General features: G+C 62.8%; 15 protein-coding genes and 1 tRNA gene. 4 read left to right on the top strand and 12 right to left on the bottom strand.

The features are described from left to right. Window positions 1–184: hypothetical protein (locus B9A15_RS23260; protein ID WP_210190536.1), on the top strand; the 184-nt coding region annotated here is incomplete at its 5' end. A 210-nt stretch (window positions 185–394) separates the two neighbouring features. On the opposite strand, the gene B9A15_RS16655 is transcribed toward B9A15_RS23260, so the two are convergent. After that, a tRNA-Met gene (locus B9A15_RS16655) sits at window positions 395–471 on the bottom strand. A 458-nt stretch (window positions 472–929) separates the two neighbouring features. Between B9A15_RS16655 and B9A15_RS16650 the strand changes: the two genes are divergently transcribed. Then, window positions 930–1415 carry a peroxiredoxin gene (locus B9A15_RS16650; protein ID WP_084411657.1) on the top strand — a complete coding sequence of 162 codons (486 nt, stop codon included), beginning with the start codon at window positions 930–932 and terminating at the stop codon, window positions 1413–1415. 132 nt (window positions 1416–1547) lie between these two features. Here the strand turns inward: B9A15_RS16650 and B9A15_RS16645 are convergent, their stop codons facing one another. Beyond that, complete coding sequence (locus B9A15_RS16645; protein ID WP_244557003.1) at window positions 1548–2936, bottom strand: hypothetical protein; 1389 nt, start codon at window positions 2934–2936, stop codon at window positions 1548–1550. A 185-nt stretch (window positions 2937–3121) separates the two neighbouring features. On the opposite strand from B9A15_RS16645, the gene trhO reads away from it, so the two are divergent. Next, window positions 3122–4000: an oxygen-dependent tRNA uridine(34) hydroxylase TrhO gene (gene trhO / locus B9A15_RS16640; protein ID WP_084411636.1), complete on the top strand. Its 879-nt coding sequence runs from the start codon at window positions 3122–3124 to the stop codon at window positions 3998–4000. Between the two features lie 20 nt (window positions 4001–4020). Here the strand turns inward: trhO and cysG are convergent, their stop codons facing one another. After that, a complete protein-coding gene (cysG, locus tag B9A15_RS16635; RefSeq protein WP_084411655.1) occupies window positions 4021–5448 on the bottom strand; it encodes a siroheme synthase CysG in 1428 nt (475 codons plus the stop codon). A gap of 401 nt (window positions 5449–5849) precedes the next feature. Between cysG and B9A15_RS16630 the strand changes: the two genes are divergently transcribed. Beyond that, the gene (locus B9A15_RS16630) at window positions 5850–6770 is read left to right on the top strand and encodes a hypothetical protein (protein WP_084411635.1); all 921 of its coding nucleotides are present in this window, start codon (window positions 5850–5852) and stop codon (window positions 6768–6770) included. Here the strand turns inward: B9A15_RS16630 and B9A15_RS16625 are convergent. The 9 genes from B9A15_RS16625 to B9A15_RS16585 form a co-directional block, all read right to left on the bottom strand. After that, the gene (locus B9A15_RS16625; protein WP_084411634.1) at window positions 6751–7161 is read right to left on the bottom strand and encodes a hypothetical protein; all 411 of its coding nucleotides are present in this window, start codon (window positions 7159–7161) and stop codon (window positions 6751–6753) included. The genes B9A15_RS16630 and B9A15_RS16625 overlap by 20 nt on opposite strands. A gap of 72 nt (window positions 7162–7233) precedes the next feature. Further along, entirely contained in the window at window positions 7234–7731 is a 498-nt protein-coding gene (locus B9A15_RS16620) for a hypothetical protein (RefSeq protein WP_084411633.1), read from the bottom strand. 250 nt (window positions 7732–7981) lie between these two features. Then, on the bottom strand, window positions 7982–8443 hold the full coding sequence (gene queF / locus B9A15_RS16615; protein ID WP_084411654.1) for a preQ(1) synthase: 462 nt from the start codon (window positions 8441–8443) through the stop codon (window positions 7982–7984). A gap of 18 nt (window positions 8444–8461) precedes the next feature. Further along, the gene (locus tag B9A15_RS16610; protein WP_084411632.1) at window positions 8462–9919 is read right to left on the bottom strand and encodes a RimK family protein; all 1458 of its coding nucleotides are present in this window, start codon (window positions 9917–9919) and stop codon (window positions 8462–8464) included. A 76-nt stretch (window positions 9920–9995) separates the two neighbouring features. After that, window positions 9996–11144 carry a GNAT family N-acetyltransferase/peptidase C39 family protein gene (locus B9A15_RS16605; protein WP_084411653.1) on the bottom strand — a complete coding sequence of 383 codons (1149 nt, stop codon included), beginning with the start codon at window positions 11142–11144 and terminating at the stop codon, window positions 9996–9998. Between the two features lie 235 nt (window positions 11145–11379). Next, window positions 11380–12189, bottom strand: coding sequence for a proteasome-type protease (locus B9A15_RS16600; protein WP_244557002.1), 810 nt, complete (start codon window positions 12187–12189; stop codon window positions 11380–11382). Window positions 12190–12527: 338 nt separating this feature from the next. After that, complete coding sequence (locus B9A15_RS16595; RefSeq protein ID WP_084411652.1) at window positions 12528–13523, bottom strand: alpha-E domain-containing protein; 996 nt, start codon at window positions 13521–13523, stop codon at window positions 12528–12530. Window positions 13524–13577: 54 nt separating this feature from the next. Next, window positions 13578–14972 (bottom strand): circularly permuted type 2 ATP-grasp protein, encoded by a 1395-nt coding sequence (locus tag B9A15_RS16590; protein ID WP_084411651.1) that lies wholly within the window; start codon window positions 14970–14972, stop codon window positions 13578–13580. A gap of 160 nt (window positions 14973–15132) precedes the next feature. Beyond that, entirely contained in the window at window positions 15133–15459 is a 327-nt protein-coding gene (locus B9A15_RS16585) for a DUF3140 domain-containing protein (RefSeq protein ID WP_084411631.1), read from the bottom strand. Window positions 15460–15738 lie beyond the last annotated feature (279 nt).

The following is a 15738-nucleotide window of genomic DNA, read 5'->3' as shown; positions in this document are numbered from 1 at the left end:
CTGCTCTTCGGAGAAACGGCTGCGCTTCATGTTCTGGTCCTTATTGATCGGCCAGAACGAACTTCAACCTGGATCAAGCCACAGGGGCAACGTCAGGTTCATTGGTTTCAGAGCTCCGGTTCGTCATATCGACCTCCAGCAGGAATGCCTTTTGTATTCTGCTAGCGTGCTCGACATAGTTTAAGGCAGCGTGACTGAAGGGGGGCCGCGCCAGAGCGCTCGAAAAGTTTGTCTCAAACCGGCTGCCGATCTGTCGCAAATTCGCCGCCGCGCCACACGCTCCAACGGAACAAGCCGGGACCATAATTGTCTAACTCGACTGTCTAACCCCGGCATGTCGCATCCAATCGCACTGAGGCGGGACGCTGAAAGACCTGAGAAATAAGGGGTTTTTTGGTAGCGGAGGAGGGACTCGAACCCCCGACACGCGGATTATGATTCCGCTGCTCTAACCAACTGAGCTACTCCGCCACGCGTCGGTGCGTTGCGCCGTGCCGCGTCCCTATAGGGGAGGGGTGGGGCGTCTGTCAACGCTCTTTGGCCGGATGGAATCGCTTGATTTGTCATCGTCGCTGGTGGGCTCTGAAACGTGCTCGAATGCCGTGGTGACGGGTCGTTCGCCTTTTGCCGATCGGGTGAGGGTGCTTGGCCGTTCGCGCTGCCTGGCGGAACGTCGCGGGAACAGGGCGCGATACTTCGCAGGCGGCAAATCTTGAGACACGCACGAAGCTGCGCCGCAGCATGTGGGGCGGATGATCGCTCAAGCCATGGTCCTCAGAGACGCTTGCTGGCATAGATGGCGAGATCAGGCCGTTGGCGTCGGCGGATCAGAGGCTCTTGCCTTGCGCCGAGGCTTCAGGATCGGCAAGACCCCTTGCGCCGGCATGGCCGATCGCTTCGACATTAGGCATCAGAAGGAGACTTTCATCATGACCATCGGCGTCGGAGATACGCTTCCCAACGCAACCTTCCGCACGAAGACGGGTGACGGCATGGCCGATCTGTCGACCGACGATGTCTTCAAGGGCAAGACCGTCGTCCTGTTCGGCGTGCCCGGCGCCTTTACGCCGACCTGCTCGATGAACCATCTGCCCGGCTTCCTGGCCTATAATGACGAGATCCGCGCCAAGGGTGTCGACGAAATCGCCGTGGTTTCGGTCAATGACCCCTTCGTCATGCAGGCCTGGGAAGAGGCAAAGGAGGCCAGCGGAAAGATCCTGTTCCTGTCGGACGGCAATGGCGAATTCGTCAAGGCGGCGGGGCTCGACATCGATCTCTCGGCCGGAATGCTCGGCATTCGCTCCAAGCGCTTTTCGATGATCGTCAAGGATGGCGTCGTCGCCAGCCTTGCCATCGAGGACTCGCCTGGTCAGGCCGAGAAGAGCTCGGCCGAGGAAATTCTCCAGCAGCTTTGATCCGAACCCGCATCGGCGCCAGGACGCGGCCGGAGCTTACGGGTCTCGGCCGGGTCTTGGTGCTAAAAGCGCGGCAGCGCCGGGTTCCCTCGTGCCGGAGGGGGTGCAATGGGGTTGCGGCTCAGCCCCTCGTCAAGCGGGGGCGAGCGCCATGATGAGGAGAACGCTGGCGGTCAGGCAGAGGGCGGCGAAGAGGAAGAACTGCCGGTTCCAGCGCACGCCGACTTCGAGGGCGGTGGTATGGCCCAGCCGGCCGATCAGCATGGTCGTCGCGGTAAAAGGCGAGGTGGCCCCGGCCAGCGACCAGCCGGCCGTGATTGCGCAGATGACGGCGGCGGGCGAGACGCCCATCGCCTCAGGCGTCGGGAGCAGCGGGGCGAACAGCGAGACGGCCAGGATCGGGTTCATGCCGAGCTGGCCGAGAAGCGGAATGATCCAGACCAGAGAGCCGATGACGAGGGCGGGCGGCAGGCCCGATGGATCGATGCCGGCTGTCTCGATCAAAGGCACTGCGAGATCAGAACCAAGCGAGCCGATGATGCCGGCCATGACGAGCAGCACCATTTCGGAGCGATAAGCGGGGATTTCGGTGAAGAGGATGGTGGTGAGGCGCGTTCCCGTTTCCCTCAAGGGGGCGGGGCTTTCCCTGGCTTCGATATAGAGCCAGGCGATCGCCACGAGTGGCACGAAGACCATCACCACCGAGACGATCCGCAAACCGGTGAGAAGCTCCAGAAGGCCGACGCCGGAAAAGATGACGACGAGTAGGAGAAGAAGCGGCTTCAGATCTCGCCAATTGCCGATGGGAACAACGCGCGGGCGCGGGCCTGAATATTTCGGTTTGACGATCGTATCCAGCGCCCAGCCGACGAAGGTCAGGAGCGCGGCATTGAAGATTGCAAAGATCGCCGCGCCCGACCAGCTCGATCCGGGCACCACCGAGGTGGAGATCGCCATGGCAAAGGCGAGCGGCGACCAGCAGAGCGAGGCGCAGAAGCCGCGCTGAATGGCCAGAAGCATGCGCCGATTGCGGATCTCGCGGAGCACGGGATCGCGCTCCTTGGCGGTGATGCTTTCGGTCAGGCCGCCGAGAAGTTGGATCGCGCCGTAATTCAGAATGAGTGAAAAGAGATGGCCACCGGAGGTCAGCGCCAGATAGCGCTTTCCGGGCGGCTGGCTTGCCAGATATTCGCCGCATCGCGCGATCGCCGGCGAGGTCGCGGCCGGCGTTCGCAAGGTGGCGAGCGCGATGAAGAAGGTCGCGATGAAGGCGCCCTGGCCGAGGCCGTCCAGAATGAGGGGGATCGCATCCTTCCGCGTGGCGAAGGCGAGAAGCGCCAGCACCGCGCCGATAGCCATGAAGGTGCGCCGCGACGCGCTCGCCTTGGGCAGGGCGACGATCAGAAAGGCGAGCGTCAAGAGCGCCGCGATCGGGGCGGCGCCCGGCACGGCGAACCAGTCGCGCAGGACTGTGGCGGCCGCAACGAGAAGAAGGACGGAGCCGAGGAGGCGATCGGGCAAGGCGGGGACGATTCGTTCAGGAACTGGGATGAAACGCGTCTCGCCAACATAGCGCTTCCTCTCGGCCTGTCACCTGAGCAGGGCCAAGTCCAGAAGGGGCTTTCAATCACAGCAGCGCCTTGAGGGACGCGTCTTTTGCGAAAACCCCTTTCCCCTTTTGCATGGGAGGATTTATCACGGCGCCTATGACCGCCTTTTCCGTTGCCGCCTTTTATCGTTTTCTGCCGCTTGAGGATCTGCCCGAGCTCCGCCGCTCCTTGACGGAGGCCTGCGCCCTGCTCGGCCTCAGAGGCACGATCCTGATCGCGCCGGAGGGCGTCAATGGCACCATGGCTGGCAGCCCCGAGGCGATCGAGGGCCTCGTCGGCGAACTCGATAGGCGCTTTGGGCTGCCGCGCGAGGAGATCAAATTTTCCAGCGCCGAGATCTGGCCGTTTCAGCGATTGAAGATCCGCATCCGCCCTGAGATCATCACCATGCGGGCGTCGGAGGCCAATCCCTCCCATAGGGTCGGCACCTATGTGGAGGCGGGCGACTGGAACGCGCTTGTCGAGGATCCGGAGGTTCTGCTTCTCGATACGCGCAACCGCTACGAGACCAAAGTCGGCGGTTTTGCCGGCGCGCTCGATCCGGCGATCGACAGCTTCACCGAGTTCAAGGCCTTTGTGGAGGAAAAGCTCGACCCCTCCGTTCACAAGAAGGTCGCCATGTTCTGCACCGGCGGCATTCGCTGCGAAAAGGCCTCGAGCTTCATGCTGGCCAAAGGCTTCGAGAGCGTCTTTCACCTCAAGGGCGGCATCTTGAAATATTTGGAGGACGTGCCGGCTGAAGACTCGCGCTGGGAGGGCGAGTGCTATGTCTTCGATGGCCGCGTGGCGGTGGGACACGGCTTGGGGCAAACCGATTGGACGGCCTGTTTTGCCTGCGGTGCGCCCCTATCGGATGCCGAGCGGGCTTCGCCTGCCTTCGAGCCGGGCGTCTCTTGCCCGGCCTGTGTCGATCGAACGGATGAAGCCAAGAAGGCGGCTCTGCGCGAGCGCCACCGGCAATTGACGCCGGGCTGAGGCCGGTTGGCCGTTCAGCGTCAGCCAGCAGCGCGCTCGGCGGCCAGCGGTCCCTCGACCGGCATGGCCTGGAATTCGGCAAAGACCGGGCCCACACCAATCAGGATCGGCCGGTCGACGCCGATCACCTCGACCAGATGGCCGAGCCCGTCGAGACGGCCGCAGGCGCGGGTCTCGTCGGCGCGCGAGAGATTGGCGGCGACCGCGACCGGGGTTGCGGCCGACAAGCCTTCCGCGATCAGCCGCGCTGCGATCCGGCCGGCCATGCGCCCGCCCATATAGAAGATCGTCGTCGCATGCGGCTCGGCCAGCGCATGCCAATCGAGCTCTTCCGGCAGGCCGCCTTTCTTGGAATGGCCGGTGACGAAACGCACCTGCTGGGCGCAGTCGCGATGGGTCAGCGAGACGCCGAAGGCCGCCGCAAGGGCCGAGGCCGCCGTGATACCCGGCACGATCTGGACGGGAATGCCCTCACGCTTCAGCTCGTCCAGCTCTTCGCCGGCCCGGCCGAACACCGAGACATCGCCCGATTTGAGACGCACCACATGCTTGCCGGCCTTGGCGAACTGCACCATCAGCCGGTTGATGTCCTCCTGGCGGCAGCTTTCGCGCGCGGCGCGCTTGCCCACCAGCATGCGCTTGGCCTCGCGCCGGGCGAGCTCCAGAATGTCGTTGGAGACGAGATCGTCGAATAGGATGACATCCGCGGCTTGAAGCGCGCGAACCGCCTTGAGGGTCAGGAGCTCGGCTTCGCCGGGGCCGGCGCCCACCAGCGTCACACGTCCGCCGCTTTCGCCGGCTGTCGCGATCGCCTCGATCGAGGCTTTCATCTCGTCGTCATTGGCCGGAGACTTTGCCAGAAAGGCGCGGTCGGAAAAGCGCTCCCAGAAGGCCCGGCGCTTGGGCCCTGGGGCGAGCCTGTCGATCACCTCGCCGCGGATGCGGGCCGCAAGCTGTGCCCAGCCGGCAAGAGAGGGCGGCAGCAGCGTTTCGATCCGCCGGCGCGCGGCCTGGCCGAGAATGGGTGCGGCGCCATCGGTCGAGATGCCGATGACGAGCGGCGAGCGATTGACGATGGAGCCGAAGCGGAATTCGCAGAAGGCCGGCTTGTCGACCACATTGACCGGAACGCCGGCCGCCTTTGCCGCGCAATAGAATGCTTTCGCCTCGGCTTCGCTTTCCACGTCGCCGACGGCGATCGCCGCGCCCTGGAAGATGTCGATGCCCCAAGGGCGGTCGTGATGGCGGATCGATCCGTCGACCGGGCCGGCGGCGAGAAGCTCGGCCATGTCCTCGCCGATGTCATCCGCTTCCGCGTAAAGATCGACCTTGGCGCCGCTTGCGGCGAGAAGTTCGGTCTTCCAGGCCGCGCCCGCGCCACCGCCGGTCATCACCACGCGTTTGTCGCGAAGGTCGAAAAAGACAGGCAGCGTCGCAAGCGAGCCCATGCGCTCGCGCCGACCGGCGGCCTCGTTGGTTTCGCTGATGGTCGACAAACGTCGTTCGATGCGCGGTCCAGTCATGGAGCGTCCGTCCTTTAGATGTCGGGATGGGCGATCCGGCGACGCCCCGTTGCGGCACCGATGTCAGGCTCAAAGATAACGGGACTGCGCGGGGATGGCGAGGCTAATTTTCTCGCAATTCGTCTCGATCGGAGATGAATCTTTCGGCAAAGCGCTGAAAGGCGCATCAGCATCACGGGCATCCGGGATGGGTGTCGGTTCGGCAGCGAGCCTCGCTGTTGGCCGCGGGACCAGACGAAATCCTTAACCGGAGCTTTCCATCAGGTGTCGCGCTTAACCAAGCGTTAACCCTATCGGCAAAGAAATCGGCGTCGAGGAGACGCCTGATGTCCGTTCGCCGCCTTGTCCTTTCCCTGCTTCTGCCGACGGCGCTGCTTGCGGGCTGCGCCGGACAGACGTCGCGTTGCTATGTGACGATCGATCCGGCGGGTGACCCAACGGCCGAAGCCTGCGAGACGGGTCCGCATCTCATCGTACGACCGCTCGGCGAGACGAATGCCGCCTATTATGTGCCGCCTTATGTGCTCGGCGCCTTGCGTTATGAGGGATTTTTGAAGGAGGCGGACGAGGCGCTTGCCGCTGAGACGCGGCCCGTTGATGGCGAGGCCGGCCAGACCGCGGTGGCCGACGATCGCTGGCTCGGATTGCGATGGCCGGAAGATGGTGATCCATGGGCCGTATCGACGGCTTGGTTGCCGAGGCCAGAGACACGGCAACCGCTGTCCCTTGCGCTAGGCACGCTGGTTGCTGGTTCCAGACCATCGGACGTTACCGATCTGGCGACGGATGCTTTCAACGAGGCGGGCGGAATGGCGCCGCACGGATCGGCTCAAGCCTTTGGACCTCCCATGAGGGCAGGGCGCGCCGCTTTGGCTCTAACGACGGATGCGGCAGATGCTTTAAGCGGCGTGGGCGGGCTGAACCCTGTTTCGTCCGGCGTGGGCGTCGCGGAAAACCGGAGCGCTGAGGAGACCTTCCTTTTGAGCCGTCATTTCCATCCGGTTCGCGCGGCGAACGCGGACGGAAAAGAGCCTCGTCTCGGCGCCGCTAGCGGAAAGCTCGCGGCCGCTTATGCGGCGGGCGAAGCTTGGCGGAAAGAGGGGCGTCTCGCACGTCCTTTTTCGGTCGCCGAGGTTCTGGCGCTCCGGTTGCCGGAGCGTCACACGATCGACGGCGAGATTCGCTACCGGCGGCCCGTGTCATACGCTGCCATGAACGGCGCCATGCTTACCGACTGGCCTCTATGAGAAGCGGCATGCCGTTGACGAAAACACGGCCAGGCGACAAGCGCCTGAGCGCGATCGGCGGCTGAGGGCTGGCGGCATCGACCAAAACGGCGCCGTCGCGCACGTCGAAGGAGAATGAGACGCCGTCGCAGCTGACGGGTGTCCCGAACGCGGTCTCTTCAAAGGATGCGATGTCGATGCTTCTGCAGGACGCGATCGGCGTCGAGGCCCGCGTGCCGGCCGAAAGATCAAACAGAAGGGCGTTGAGCTGATAGCTGCCCTCGCGCTCGGCGAATTCGAAGGAGGTCTCCAGCATCGTTGCCGGTGCGGAAGCCGCAGGCTTTTCCGGCGCGGGACTGCTTTCGAAGGGAATGGCGAGTGCCGAAGCGGCAAGAATGATCGCCGAGAGCATGGCAGCCTCCTATGGGACGATATGGAAGGGGAATGTTGACGCAACGCTCCCCTTCCAGTGAGTGAATGCGGATCAGCAGCCGGTCAGGGTGTAGTGATCCTGCTCGACCAGCTTCTTGGTCGTCATGTAGACGGCCGGATTGCGGCGGTGATAGACCTTGCCGCCGTCGACGATCTCGCCCGACCAAGTCGTGCTTTCGCCCGTGACGAGCTTTCCCTTGGTGTTATATTTATAAGTCGAAGGGATATATTCGACGACATAGCATTTTGCGCTACGCTCGTCGACATGCTTCTTATAGTACTTCGCTTCGGCCGTGGCCGAGAACGACACTGCGGCCGCCAGGGCGGACATCGTGAGCAGCACTTTGCGCATGGAAATAACGCCTCCGTTGTTTTGATGTTGCGCAACGGAACAATGAAAGGGCGTTGGGGAAATAGCAACTGATTCCTGAGCCTTATAGATCGAATTTTCGCCATAAAGCAGGCGCGGTTCCAAATCGATCCAGGCATTGATCCAATATGAAACAAAGCCATCGCAAAGATGTGCCGAAACGGTCGAGCGGGACGCCATGACGCAGCCGCGAAAACCTCCTCTTGAGTAAGGCGGTGTAGATCATTCGCGGTTTTGGAGATGAAATCACGCAGCCGTGATGAATAGATTCCTGGCGGTTCGGGCATGACGACGGCGCTTGTTGCTCGCATTCAGGAAAATTGAGCGCGCGAGAGTCGCGATCGCAGCCGGGCGACCTTGGCCAACCTTGACCGGCCGTGACGAGCCTAGGTCTTTTTGGGCTTTCGCCCGGCGCTTTAAGCCCGGGGGCTCAGCCGCGTCCGCGATAGGGCGGTACGCCCTGGTCCGGCAGAAAGCAGCCGTCCGGCGCGGGGCCGGTCTGCCAGAAGACGTCGATCGGGATGCCGCCGCGCGGATACCAATAGCCGCCGATCCGCAGCCAGAGCGGCTTGGTTGCCTGGACGACGCGCCGGGCGATCATCACGGTGCAATCCTCGTGGAAGGCGCCGTGATTGCGGAAGCTCGTCAGAAAGAGCTTGAGCGATTTCGACTCCACCAGCCGGGCATCCGGCGCGTAATCGATGACGATATGGGCGAAATCCGGCTGGCCGGTCACCGGGCAGAGGGAGGTGAATTCCGGGCAGGTGAAGCGCACGATCGCCGGCGGCCCCTCGCGCCGCGTATAGGGCACGGTCTCCAGCACGGCCTCTTCCGGCGAGGCGGCCGGCCGGCTTTCGCGGCCGAGTTGCGAGAGATCGGTCGTGTCGGTCATCAGCTTCGTCTCTTCCAATCAGCGTTCGATGCGGTCGATGAACCAGCGGGTGAGGCGTGTCCAGACCTCGTCCTTTTCCGCCTGATCCTCGACGCCATGTTCGAGATTCGGATTGTCGTTCACTTCGATCAGGAAGATCCCGTCCTCGGTTTCCTTCAGATCGACGCCATAGAGGCCGTCGCCGATGCAGCGAGCGGCCTTGACGCCGATATCGAGGACGCGCGGGTCGGCATCGGCGAGCGCGAAGGCGGTGAAGCCGCCCTCCATCGGGCGCCCGCCCGTCTCGTGGTTGATGATCTGCCAATGCTGCTTGGCCATATGGTATTTGACGGCAAAGAGCGGCTCGCCGCCGAGAACGCCGATCCGCCAATCGAAGCTGGTCGGCATGAATTTCTGGGCGATGAGGAGATCGGTGTCCTCGAGCCAGGACCCGGCCAGGCGTACCAGCGCCGCCATGTCCTCGACCTTCTTGACGCCCCGCGAGAAGGAGCCGTCGGGGATCTTGAGCACCAGCGGAAAGCCGAGAAGATCGGCCGCCTTCTGGAAATCGTCCTTCGAGCCGATCATGACCGAAGGGGGCGTCGCCACGCCATTCGCGGCCATCAGCTCGTTCAGATAGACCTTGTTGGTGCAGCGGATCATCGACACCGGATCGTCGATGACCGGCATGCCTTCCTGCATGGCGCGCCGGGCGAAGCGATAGGTGTGGTTGGAGATCGAGGTGGTCTCGCGGATGAAGAGCGCGTCGAAATTGGCGAGGCGCGGCAGATCCTTGCGGGTGATCGGCGAGACGTCGACGCCGAGGCGCGCTGCGGTCTTCGCCCAATATTTCAGCGTATCGACGGAGGAGGGCGGCAACTCTTCCTTCGGATCGTAAAGCGTCGCGAAGGCGTATTTCGCCGGCGTCTTCACCTTGGCCGCGCGCCATTCGCGGGCGGTGTAGCGATCCATCGCCGCCATCAACAGGTCCTGGGTCGCATCGCTCATCTTGGCAAGCGATGCGAAGGCGATGCGCCGGATGGTCGCTTGAGCGCTCTTGGGCTCCAAATGGATTTCGAGTGCGGGGGCCCGGAACCAGTCGAAGACAAGCTTGGCGAAGCGCTCCAGACGCGGATCGTCCGAATAGCCGAAGAGGACGAGAATGGGAGAGGCCGGGGCCGCGCCCTCCTTGCCGAGCCCCGAACGCAAGGCCGCGTCGAGTTCGGGCAGGGCGTTCTCGTAGAGTTTCTTCTCCGACAGATCGATCATCGTCTCGACGGAGGGGATCACCCGATGTCCGCGCGCCCCCGCCAGTAGCGAGGCGTAATAGGCCCGCGACTGATAGGCATAGGAAGAGGCGATATTGATGAGCTTGGGACGTTGGCCGGCAAAGAGGCCTGGCCGTGCCAGATAGTCCTTCTGGCTCATGATCTTGTGGGGCGTCGCCCCGTTGTCGAGATCGGACGGGCGTCCGGTCAGCACCACCCATTGGGACATGGAGAGTTCGTTCAGCCTCGCTTGAAAAGGGTATCCGTCGGCAGCAGAGCGGTCGGCGGGATCGTATCTGTCCGTCTCATGCCGTCGCTTCCGTACCGCCGCGCTTTTTCAGGAAGACGGCGGCGCGAAGGCCGACCTTCCCGAAGCGCGCGATCCGGTCGAAGGTTTCATAGGGGATCGGCAGATTGGCCGCATCCGAAATGGTCTCTCCGCGCTCGTCCGCCACCCATGGATCATGGATGACGATATGGGAGCCGTCGTCGCCATGGGCGAGCACCCAGTGCGGCACCTTCTTGTCGAACATATGATAGCCGGAGATCAGCACGATCGCCGTGCCGCCGGCCTTCAGATGCCCGGACAGATCGTCGAGCGTGAAGGGGCGCACGAGGACCGGGATTCCGCTGGCTTCGGCCCGGCGGCGGAAATCCTCCTGGGCAAGCGTCATCACCTTCTGCTTTTCAGTCGAGCGGACGGAATCGAGAAAGAGGTCGCCGGCCTCCGAGACGTGAATTTCGGCGGCCAGGCCGAAATCATGGGCGGCAACCGCCAGGCCGTAAGGATCGCAGCCGCCGGGCCCCGACATCATGAAGATGGTCGTTGCCTCGCGCCACAGGCGGATCTCGGTGACCGGATCAAAAACGAAGCCCGGCACGTCCCGCGCCATCGCCATCATCAGACAGGAAGGGCCGCAGGTGAAATCGGTCGTCTGCTCGTAATAGGGAACGCCGGTCTCGATCCGCTTCTCGCCCTTCAGCACCTTCTCGAAGCGAAGAGCGGGCATGTGGTCGGCATAATAGTCGAGATAGCGGCCGATCGGCCGATAGCCGCTCGCCTTGTAAAGCTCGATGGCGCGGTGATTGTCTTCGCGCACCTCCAGCCTCAAGGCGATCCGGCCGGCCTCGAAGGCGTCCTGTTCGGCGCGCGACAGGAGAAGCCGCCCGACGCCGCGCCCGGAAGCCTCTGGCGAGACGGCGAGAGAATAGAGGCGGGCAAGACCCGTTCCTTTGCGGAACAGGAGAGCGCCATAGCCGATCAGCGTTCCGGCCTCGTCCTCGGCGAGGACAAGCGAAGCGCTCGGCGAGACGACCAGCTTGCGGAAGGAGCGCCGGGAAATGCGGTCGGCGGAAAAGACCAACCGTTCGAGCCGGGTCAAGGCGTCGACATCGGCGGGCAAAGCGCGCCGCAGATGGACGTTCGTCTTCGGGCTGGGCGCTTCGGCCGGCATCCGGGCGGGGGCGAGGGGAGCAAGTTGCATGGAAGATCGCTGCGTCGTCGGGCGGCATGCAAAGGGAAAATGCGCGGCCCACACCGTCTCATACGCCCAAGCGGCGCCGCTGGCGAGTGGCATTCCCGCATGGCGGGTTTGCGCATCGAATGTCGTCCTGAAATCGACATCCGAAGCGATCGGCGCGGGGCGCGAGGGCATCCGCGCCCCGCATCGTCAACAGAAGCGTCTGTTCTCAGACCACCGAGGCGTCTTCCAGCATGACGGGCCGTGGGATGCCCTTGGCGGAGAGGGGAACGCCCTCGGCCGTCGACGGATCGAAGGCCGGCAGATCGTCGAAAGCGCGCTTCAGGGCGTCCGACCAGCCGCCCGAGATCTGGCGATAGTAAGGGTCGTCCTTGGTGAAGCGATGGCGGAATCCAGCACGAAGGCTGTCGGTCTCATAAAATTGCAGATCGAGCGGCAGGCCCACCGAGAGATTGGATTTCAGCGTGGAATCGAAGGAGACCAGAAGCAGCTTGGCGCAGTCTTCCAGCGACATAGTCCGATCATAGGTTCGAATGATGATCGGGCGGCCATATTTGTGCTCGCCGATTTGGAAGAACGGATTGTCGTCCCCCGCCTCGACGAAATTGCCTTCGGCATAGATGTTGAAGAGCCGGGGGCGCGAGCCCTTGATCTGACCACCAAGGATGAAGGAGCCGGAGAACATCGGGTCCGGAGACTGGGCCTGGGGCCCGGTCGAACACTGGATGACCTCGCGCAAGGTCTCGCCGACGAGACGCGCCGTCTGAAACATCGAAGGCTGTTTCAGGATGGCGGGTTCGCGCTCGGAAGGCGCCACCAGCCGCTCTTCCAGAAGCGAGATCGTCGACTGTGTCGTTGCCAGATTGCCGGCCGAGAGCAGACAGATGAAGCGCTCGCCCGGGACTTCCCAGGTCTTGAGCTTCAGGACGGTCGAGATGTTGTCGATCCCCGCATTGGTCCTTGTATCGGACATGAAGACGAGTCCGCGATCGACGAGTAGTCCGACGCAATAGGTCATGGCACGCCTTAAGCCTCCCTCCCATGGGGCGACGAATGAATGAAGGCCGATGACGCGCCCGGCCATGCCCCAGCATGACGTCGGCATCGATCACGATCACTCGGCGAGGACCGAGGAGATCGGCCATCGAAGTGATCGGCAGATGCCTGCCCGACATGCTTTGGACGGCCGAGTAAATACCGAAAGGCTTTCGCGAGGCCTATGGCCGGCGCGCCACGATTGACGGAGTTTTAACGCTCGCCCGATCAGAGCCTCGCGTTCCGGCTTTCGCCAAAGCTTCGGAAGGCGGCAATCCCCGAAATGCGGAAGCGCCCGCCCGAAGATGCGGAAGCGCCGGATTAGGCCGATTGTGTCTGGATCTGCGATCCGTCCGTGTTGGCGGGGGCGTCGGGATAGAAGCGGAAATCGGCCGCGATCTGCTGGGCGACGCGATTGTTGTCGATGATGAAGCGTTCCAGAAACTCGTGCAAGCCGTTATTCAGCACTTGGCGAACGGTGACGGACGACAGACGGTTCGAAACGTCCCGCACGAGTTCGTCGGACGGGGCTGGCTCTGGACGGTTGCGATCGAGATAGCTGAGCGCATCGCCGATGACGCCGTAGCAATGGCCGAGTGAGCGCGGCATCCGCCGATTGAGCATCAAGAAGTCGATGATGTTTGGCGCCGTGTAATTGCCGTCATATTCCCAGGCATAGGAGCGATGGGCGGCGACCGAGCGCAGGATCGAGGTCCATTGGAAATTGTCCAGCGCCGAGCCGATCGAGGAATGTTCGGGCAAGAGCACCCAATATTTCACGTCGAGAATGCGCGCCGTGTTGTCGGCCCGCTCGAGCGATGCGCCGAGCTGACAGAAATCGAAGATCTCGTTGCGCAGCATCGTGCCATGGAAGGAGCCACGGATCAGGGCGCAGCGATGTTTGACGAGGTCCAGAACGCGCGGCAGGCTGCGATGATCGAGCTTTGAGGCCAGAACCGACTTGATGACGAGATAGCTCTCATTGATCGCCTCCCACAATTCGCGGGTCAGCGCCGTGCGCACCATACGTCCGTTCATGCGCGCCGTATCGAAAGAGGAGCGAACACTCGACGGGTTGTCCTGATCGCGGACTAGAAAGTCGATGATGAGATCGGGGTCGTAGTCACCGTGCTTTTCGCGATAGGCGCGCTCGACGCCGGCCGAGACGAGAATCGATTCCCATTCGTCGGTTTCGCCCGACAGATTGGTGAGCGAGATGCGCAGGCCCGCATCCACGAGGCGGGCCATATTCTCGGCTCGCTCGATATAGCGGAACATCCAGAACAGGCCGTTCGCCGTGCGTCCGAGAAGTGCCATCTTTGAGAAGTCCTTTCGTCGAAAATTGATCGCCGGTTCCCGCAAGCGGGCGCGTCAGTCGCGCAGCACCCAGGTGTCCTTGGTGCCGCCGCCCTGGCTGGAATTAACGACGAGCGAGCCTTCCTTCAGCGCGACGCGCGTCAGCCCGCCGGGAATGATGCGGATCTTGTCGGAGACGAGCACGAAGGGCCGCAGATCCACATGGCGGGGCGCAAGACCCTTTTCGGCAAGGATCGGAACCGTGGAGAGGGCGAGCGTCGGCTGGGCGATATAATTCGACGGATTTTCCTTCAGCTTGGCCGCGAAGGCTTCGCATTCGGCCTTCGACGCCGTCGGCCCGACCAGCATGCCGTAGCCGCCCGAGCCGTGGACCTCTTTCACGACGAGCTCCGAGAGATGCTCCAGCACATATTTCAGGCTGTCCTCCTCGGCGCAGCGCCAGGTCGGCACGTTTTCCAGCATGGCCGGCTTGCCGGTATAGAATTCGACGATCTCCGGCATGTAGGAATAGATCGCCTTGTCGTCGGAAATGCCGGTGCCGGGCGCATTGGCGATGGTGATCGCGCCGCGCTTATAGGCGTCCATGATGCCGGGAATGCCGAGCATGGATTCCGGATTGAAGACCTTCGGATCGAGGAAGGCGTCGTCGACGCGCCGATAGATCACGTCGATCGGCTTGTAGCCCTCCGTCGTGCGCATCTGGATGCGCCCGTCGATCTCGGCGACGTCCGAGCCCTCGACCAGTTCGACGCCCATCTGATCGGCAAGGAAGGCGTGTTCGAAATAGGCCGAGTTGAAGATGCCTGGCGTCAGAACGGCGACGCAGGGGTTGCCGTCGCAGGCCGGCGGGGCGACCGCTTCCAGCGAGCGGCGCAGGTGATGGGGATAGGTCTCGACCGGCCGCACCCGGTTCTGGGCGAAGAGCTCGGGAAACATCTGCATCATCGTTTCCCGGTTCTCGATCATGTAGGACACGCCCGACGGGGTGCGGGCATTGTCCTCCAGGACATAGAACTGATCCTCGCCAGTCCGAACGATGTCGGTGCCGATGATATGGGTGTAGACGTTGCCCGGCGGCGTGAAGCCGACCATTTCCGGCAGGAAGGCCTCGTTGCCCTCGATCAACCGGGCGGGCAGCTTACCGGCTTTGACGATCTCCTGGTCATGATAGATGTCGTGGAGAAAGGCGTTGAGCGCCTCCACCCGCTGCTCGATGCCGAGAGCGAGCCTGTCCCATTCGCCCTTCGCCATGATGCGCGGAACGAGGTCGAAGGGGATCAGGCGCTCGGCGGCTTCTTCCTGGCCGTAGACATTGAAGGTAATGCCCGTGCGCCGGAAGAAGCTTTCGGCCTCAGCCGCCTTCGAGGCGAGATCCTGGGTATCCTGCGCGGCGAACCATTCGAAAAACTTTTCGTAGGGTTGCCGGACGTCGGATTCCGACAGGAGCATCTCGTCGAATGGCGGCACGGCTCACTCCTCACAGTTTCATTCGTTGCCTCACTATAGAAAGCGCTTTGGCTCGCGAACAAGGGCAGGAGCCGCCGCTTTTTTGTGCATTTGGCTGCGAGCTTCCGTTCAACTCCGCGGATTTCTTCATAACGGCCAATAGTCACTTGAGGGGATCATGGCCCCAATTCATCAAGGAGTAGCGCCACTTGGAGTGTTCCGGGTCGTTCTTCGGCCCTTGCGCCTTATGGCGCTTGATGTAGCCATTGACCTTGTTCATCCATTCCCACTGATCCTGGGAGAGCTCAGCCTTCTTGGTGCGCTTGATCTCGACGATCTTCCGTCCGCTCTTGTGTCCGGTCGACTCGCCGTCCTCGGAATCTCCGACGGATTTCGACTCCTCGGTCTCCAGCCACTCTTCGAGTTCCTTGGGCGCCATGTTCACGAGGTCGCCGAAATCCTGCCAGATCTCTTCATGATCCTTCGCCATGCTATCCGGTCCTTGTCATCTTGCTTCGTGATGGCGCAGTAAGCAGAAAAGGGTGGCCGATGTTCCCGCCTTTAAACGGGGCGAGCCTGCGGCCGATCCGCCGTGTCTCGGGGCAAACGGTCCGGCACAAAACAGCGCAAAAAGCGCCGTGAGGGGCTGGACCTGACTTGAAAGGTGGTGCGAAGCAGGCGGAAGGTGCCTATGTCCTCACTCACGGGCGCCCGAATCTGCCCGAATGTCATCGATGAAGACCTGAGGCCCCGGCTTTTGCTGACCACA

It is taken from the genome of Fulvimarina manganoxydans, assembly GCF_900176465.1.
Taxonomy (GTDB): domain Bacteria; phylum Pseudomonadota; class Alphaproteobacteria; order Rhizobiales; family Rhizobiaceae; genus Fulvimarina; species Fulvimarina manganoxydans.
This window is presented reverse-complemented; position numbering and strand designations above follow the sequence as displayed.

Coding starts and splice junctions, on each gene's coding strand:
- B9A15_RS16650 (WP_084411657.1), top strand. CDS start 930: ATGACCATCGGCGTCGGAGATACGCTTCCCAACGCAACCTTCCGCACG.
- trhO (WP_084411636.1), top strand. CDS start 3,122: ATGACCGCCTTTTCCGTTGCCGCCTTTTATCGTTTTCTGCCGCTTGAG.
- cysG (WP_084411655.1), bottom strand. CDS start 5,448: ATGGGCTCGCTTGCGACGCTGCCTGTCTTTTTCGACCTTCGCGACAAA.
- B9A15_RS16630 (WP_084411635.1), top strand. CDS start 5,850: ATGTCCGTTCGCCGCCTTGTCCTTTCCCTGCTTCTGCCGACGGCGCTG.
- B9A15_RS16625 (WP_084411634.1), bottom strand. CDS start 7,161: ATGCTCTCGGCGATCATTCTTGCCGCTTCGGCACTCGCCATTCCCTTC.
- B9A15_RS16620 (WP_084411633.1), bottom strand. CDS start 7,731: ATGGCGTCCCGCTCGACCGTTTCGGCACATCTTTGCGATGGCTTTGTT.
- queF (WP_084411654.1), bottom strand. CDS start 8,443: ATGACCGACACGACCGATCTCTCGCAACTCGGCCGCGAAAGCCGGCCG.
- B9A15_RS16610 (WP_084411632.1), bottom strand. CDS start 9,919: ATGTCCCAATGGGTGGTGCTGACCGGACGCCCGTCCGATCTCGACAAC.
- B9A15_RS16605 (WP_084411653.1), bottom strand. CDS start 11,144: ATGCCGGCCGAAGCGCCCAGCCCGAAGACGAACGTCCATCTGCGGCGC.
- B9A15_RS16600 (WP_244557002.1), bottom strand. CDS start 12,189: ATGACCTATTGCGTCGGACTACTCGTCGATCGCGGACTCGTCTTCATG.
- B9A15_RS16595 (WP_084411652.1), bottom strand. CDS start 13,523: ATGGCACTTCTCGGACGCACGGCGAACGGCCTGTTCTGGATGTTCCGC.
- B9A15_RS16590 (WP_084411651.1), bottom strand. CDS start 14,972: ATGCTCCTGTCGGAATCCGACGTCCGGCAACCCTACGAAAAGTTTTTC.
- B9A15_RS16585 (WP_084411631.1), bottom strand. CDS start 15,459: ATGGCGAAGGATCATGAAGAGATCTGGCAGGATTTCGGCGACCTCGTG.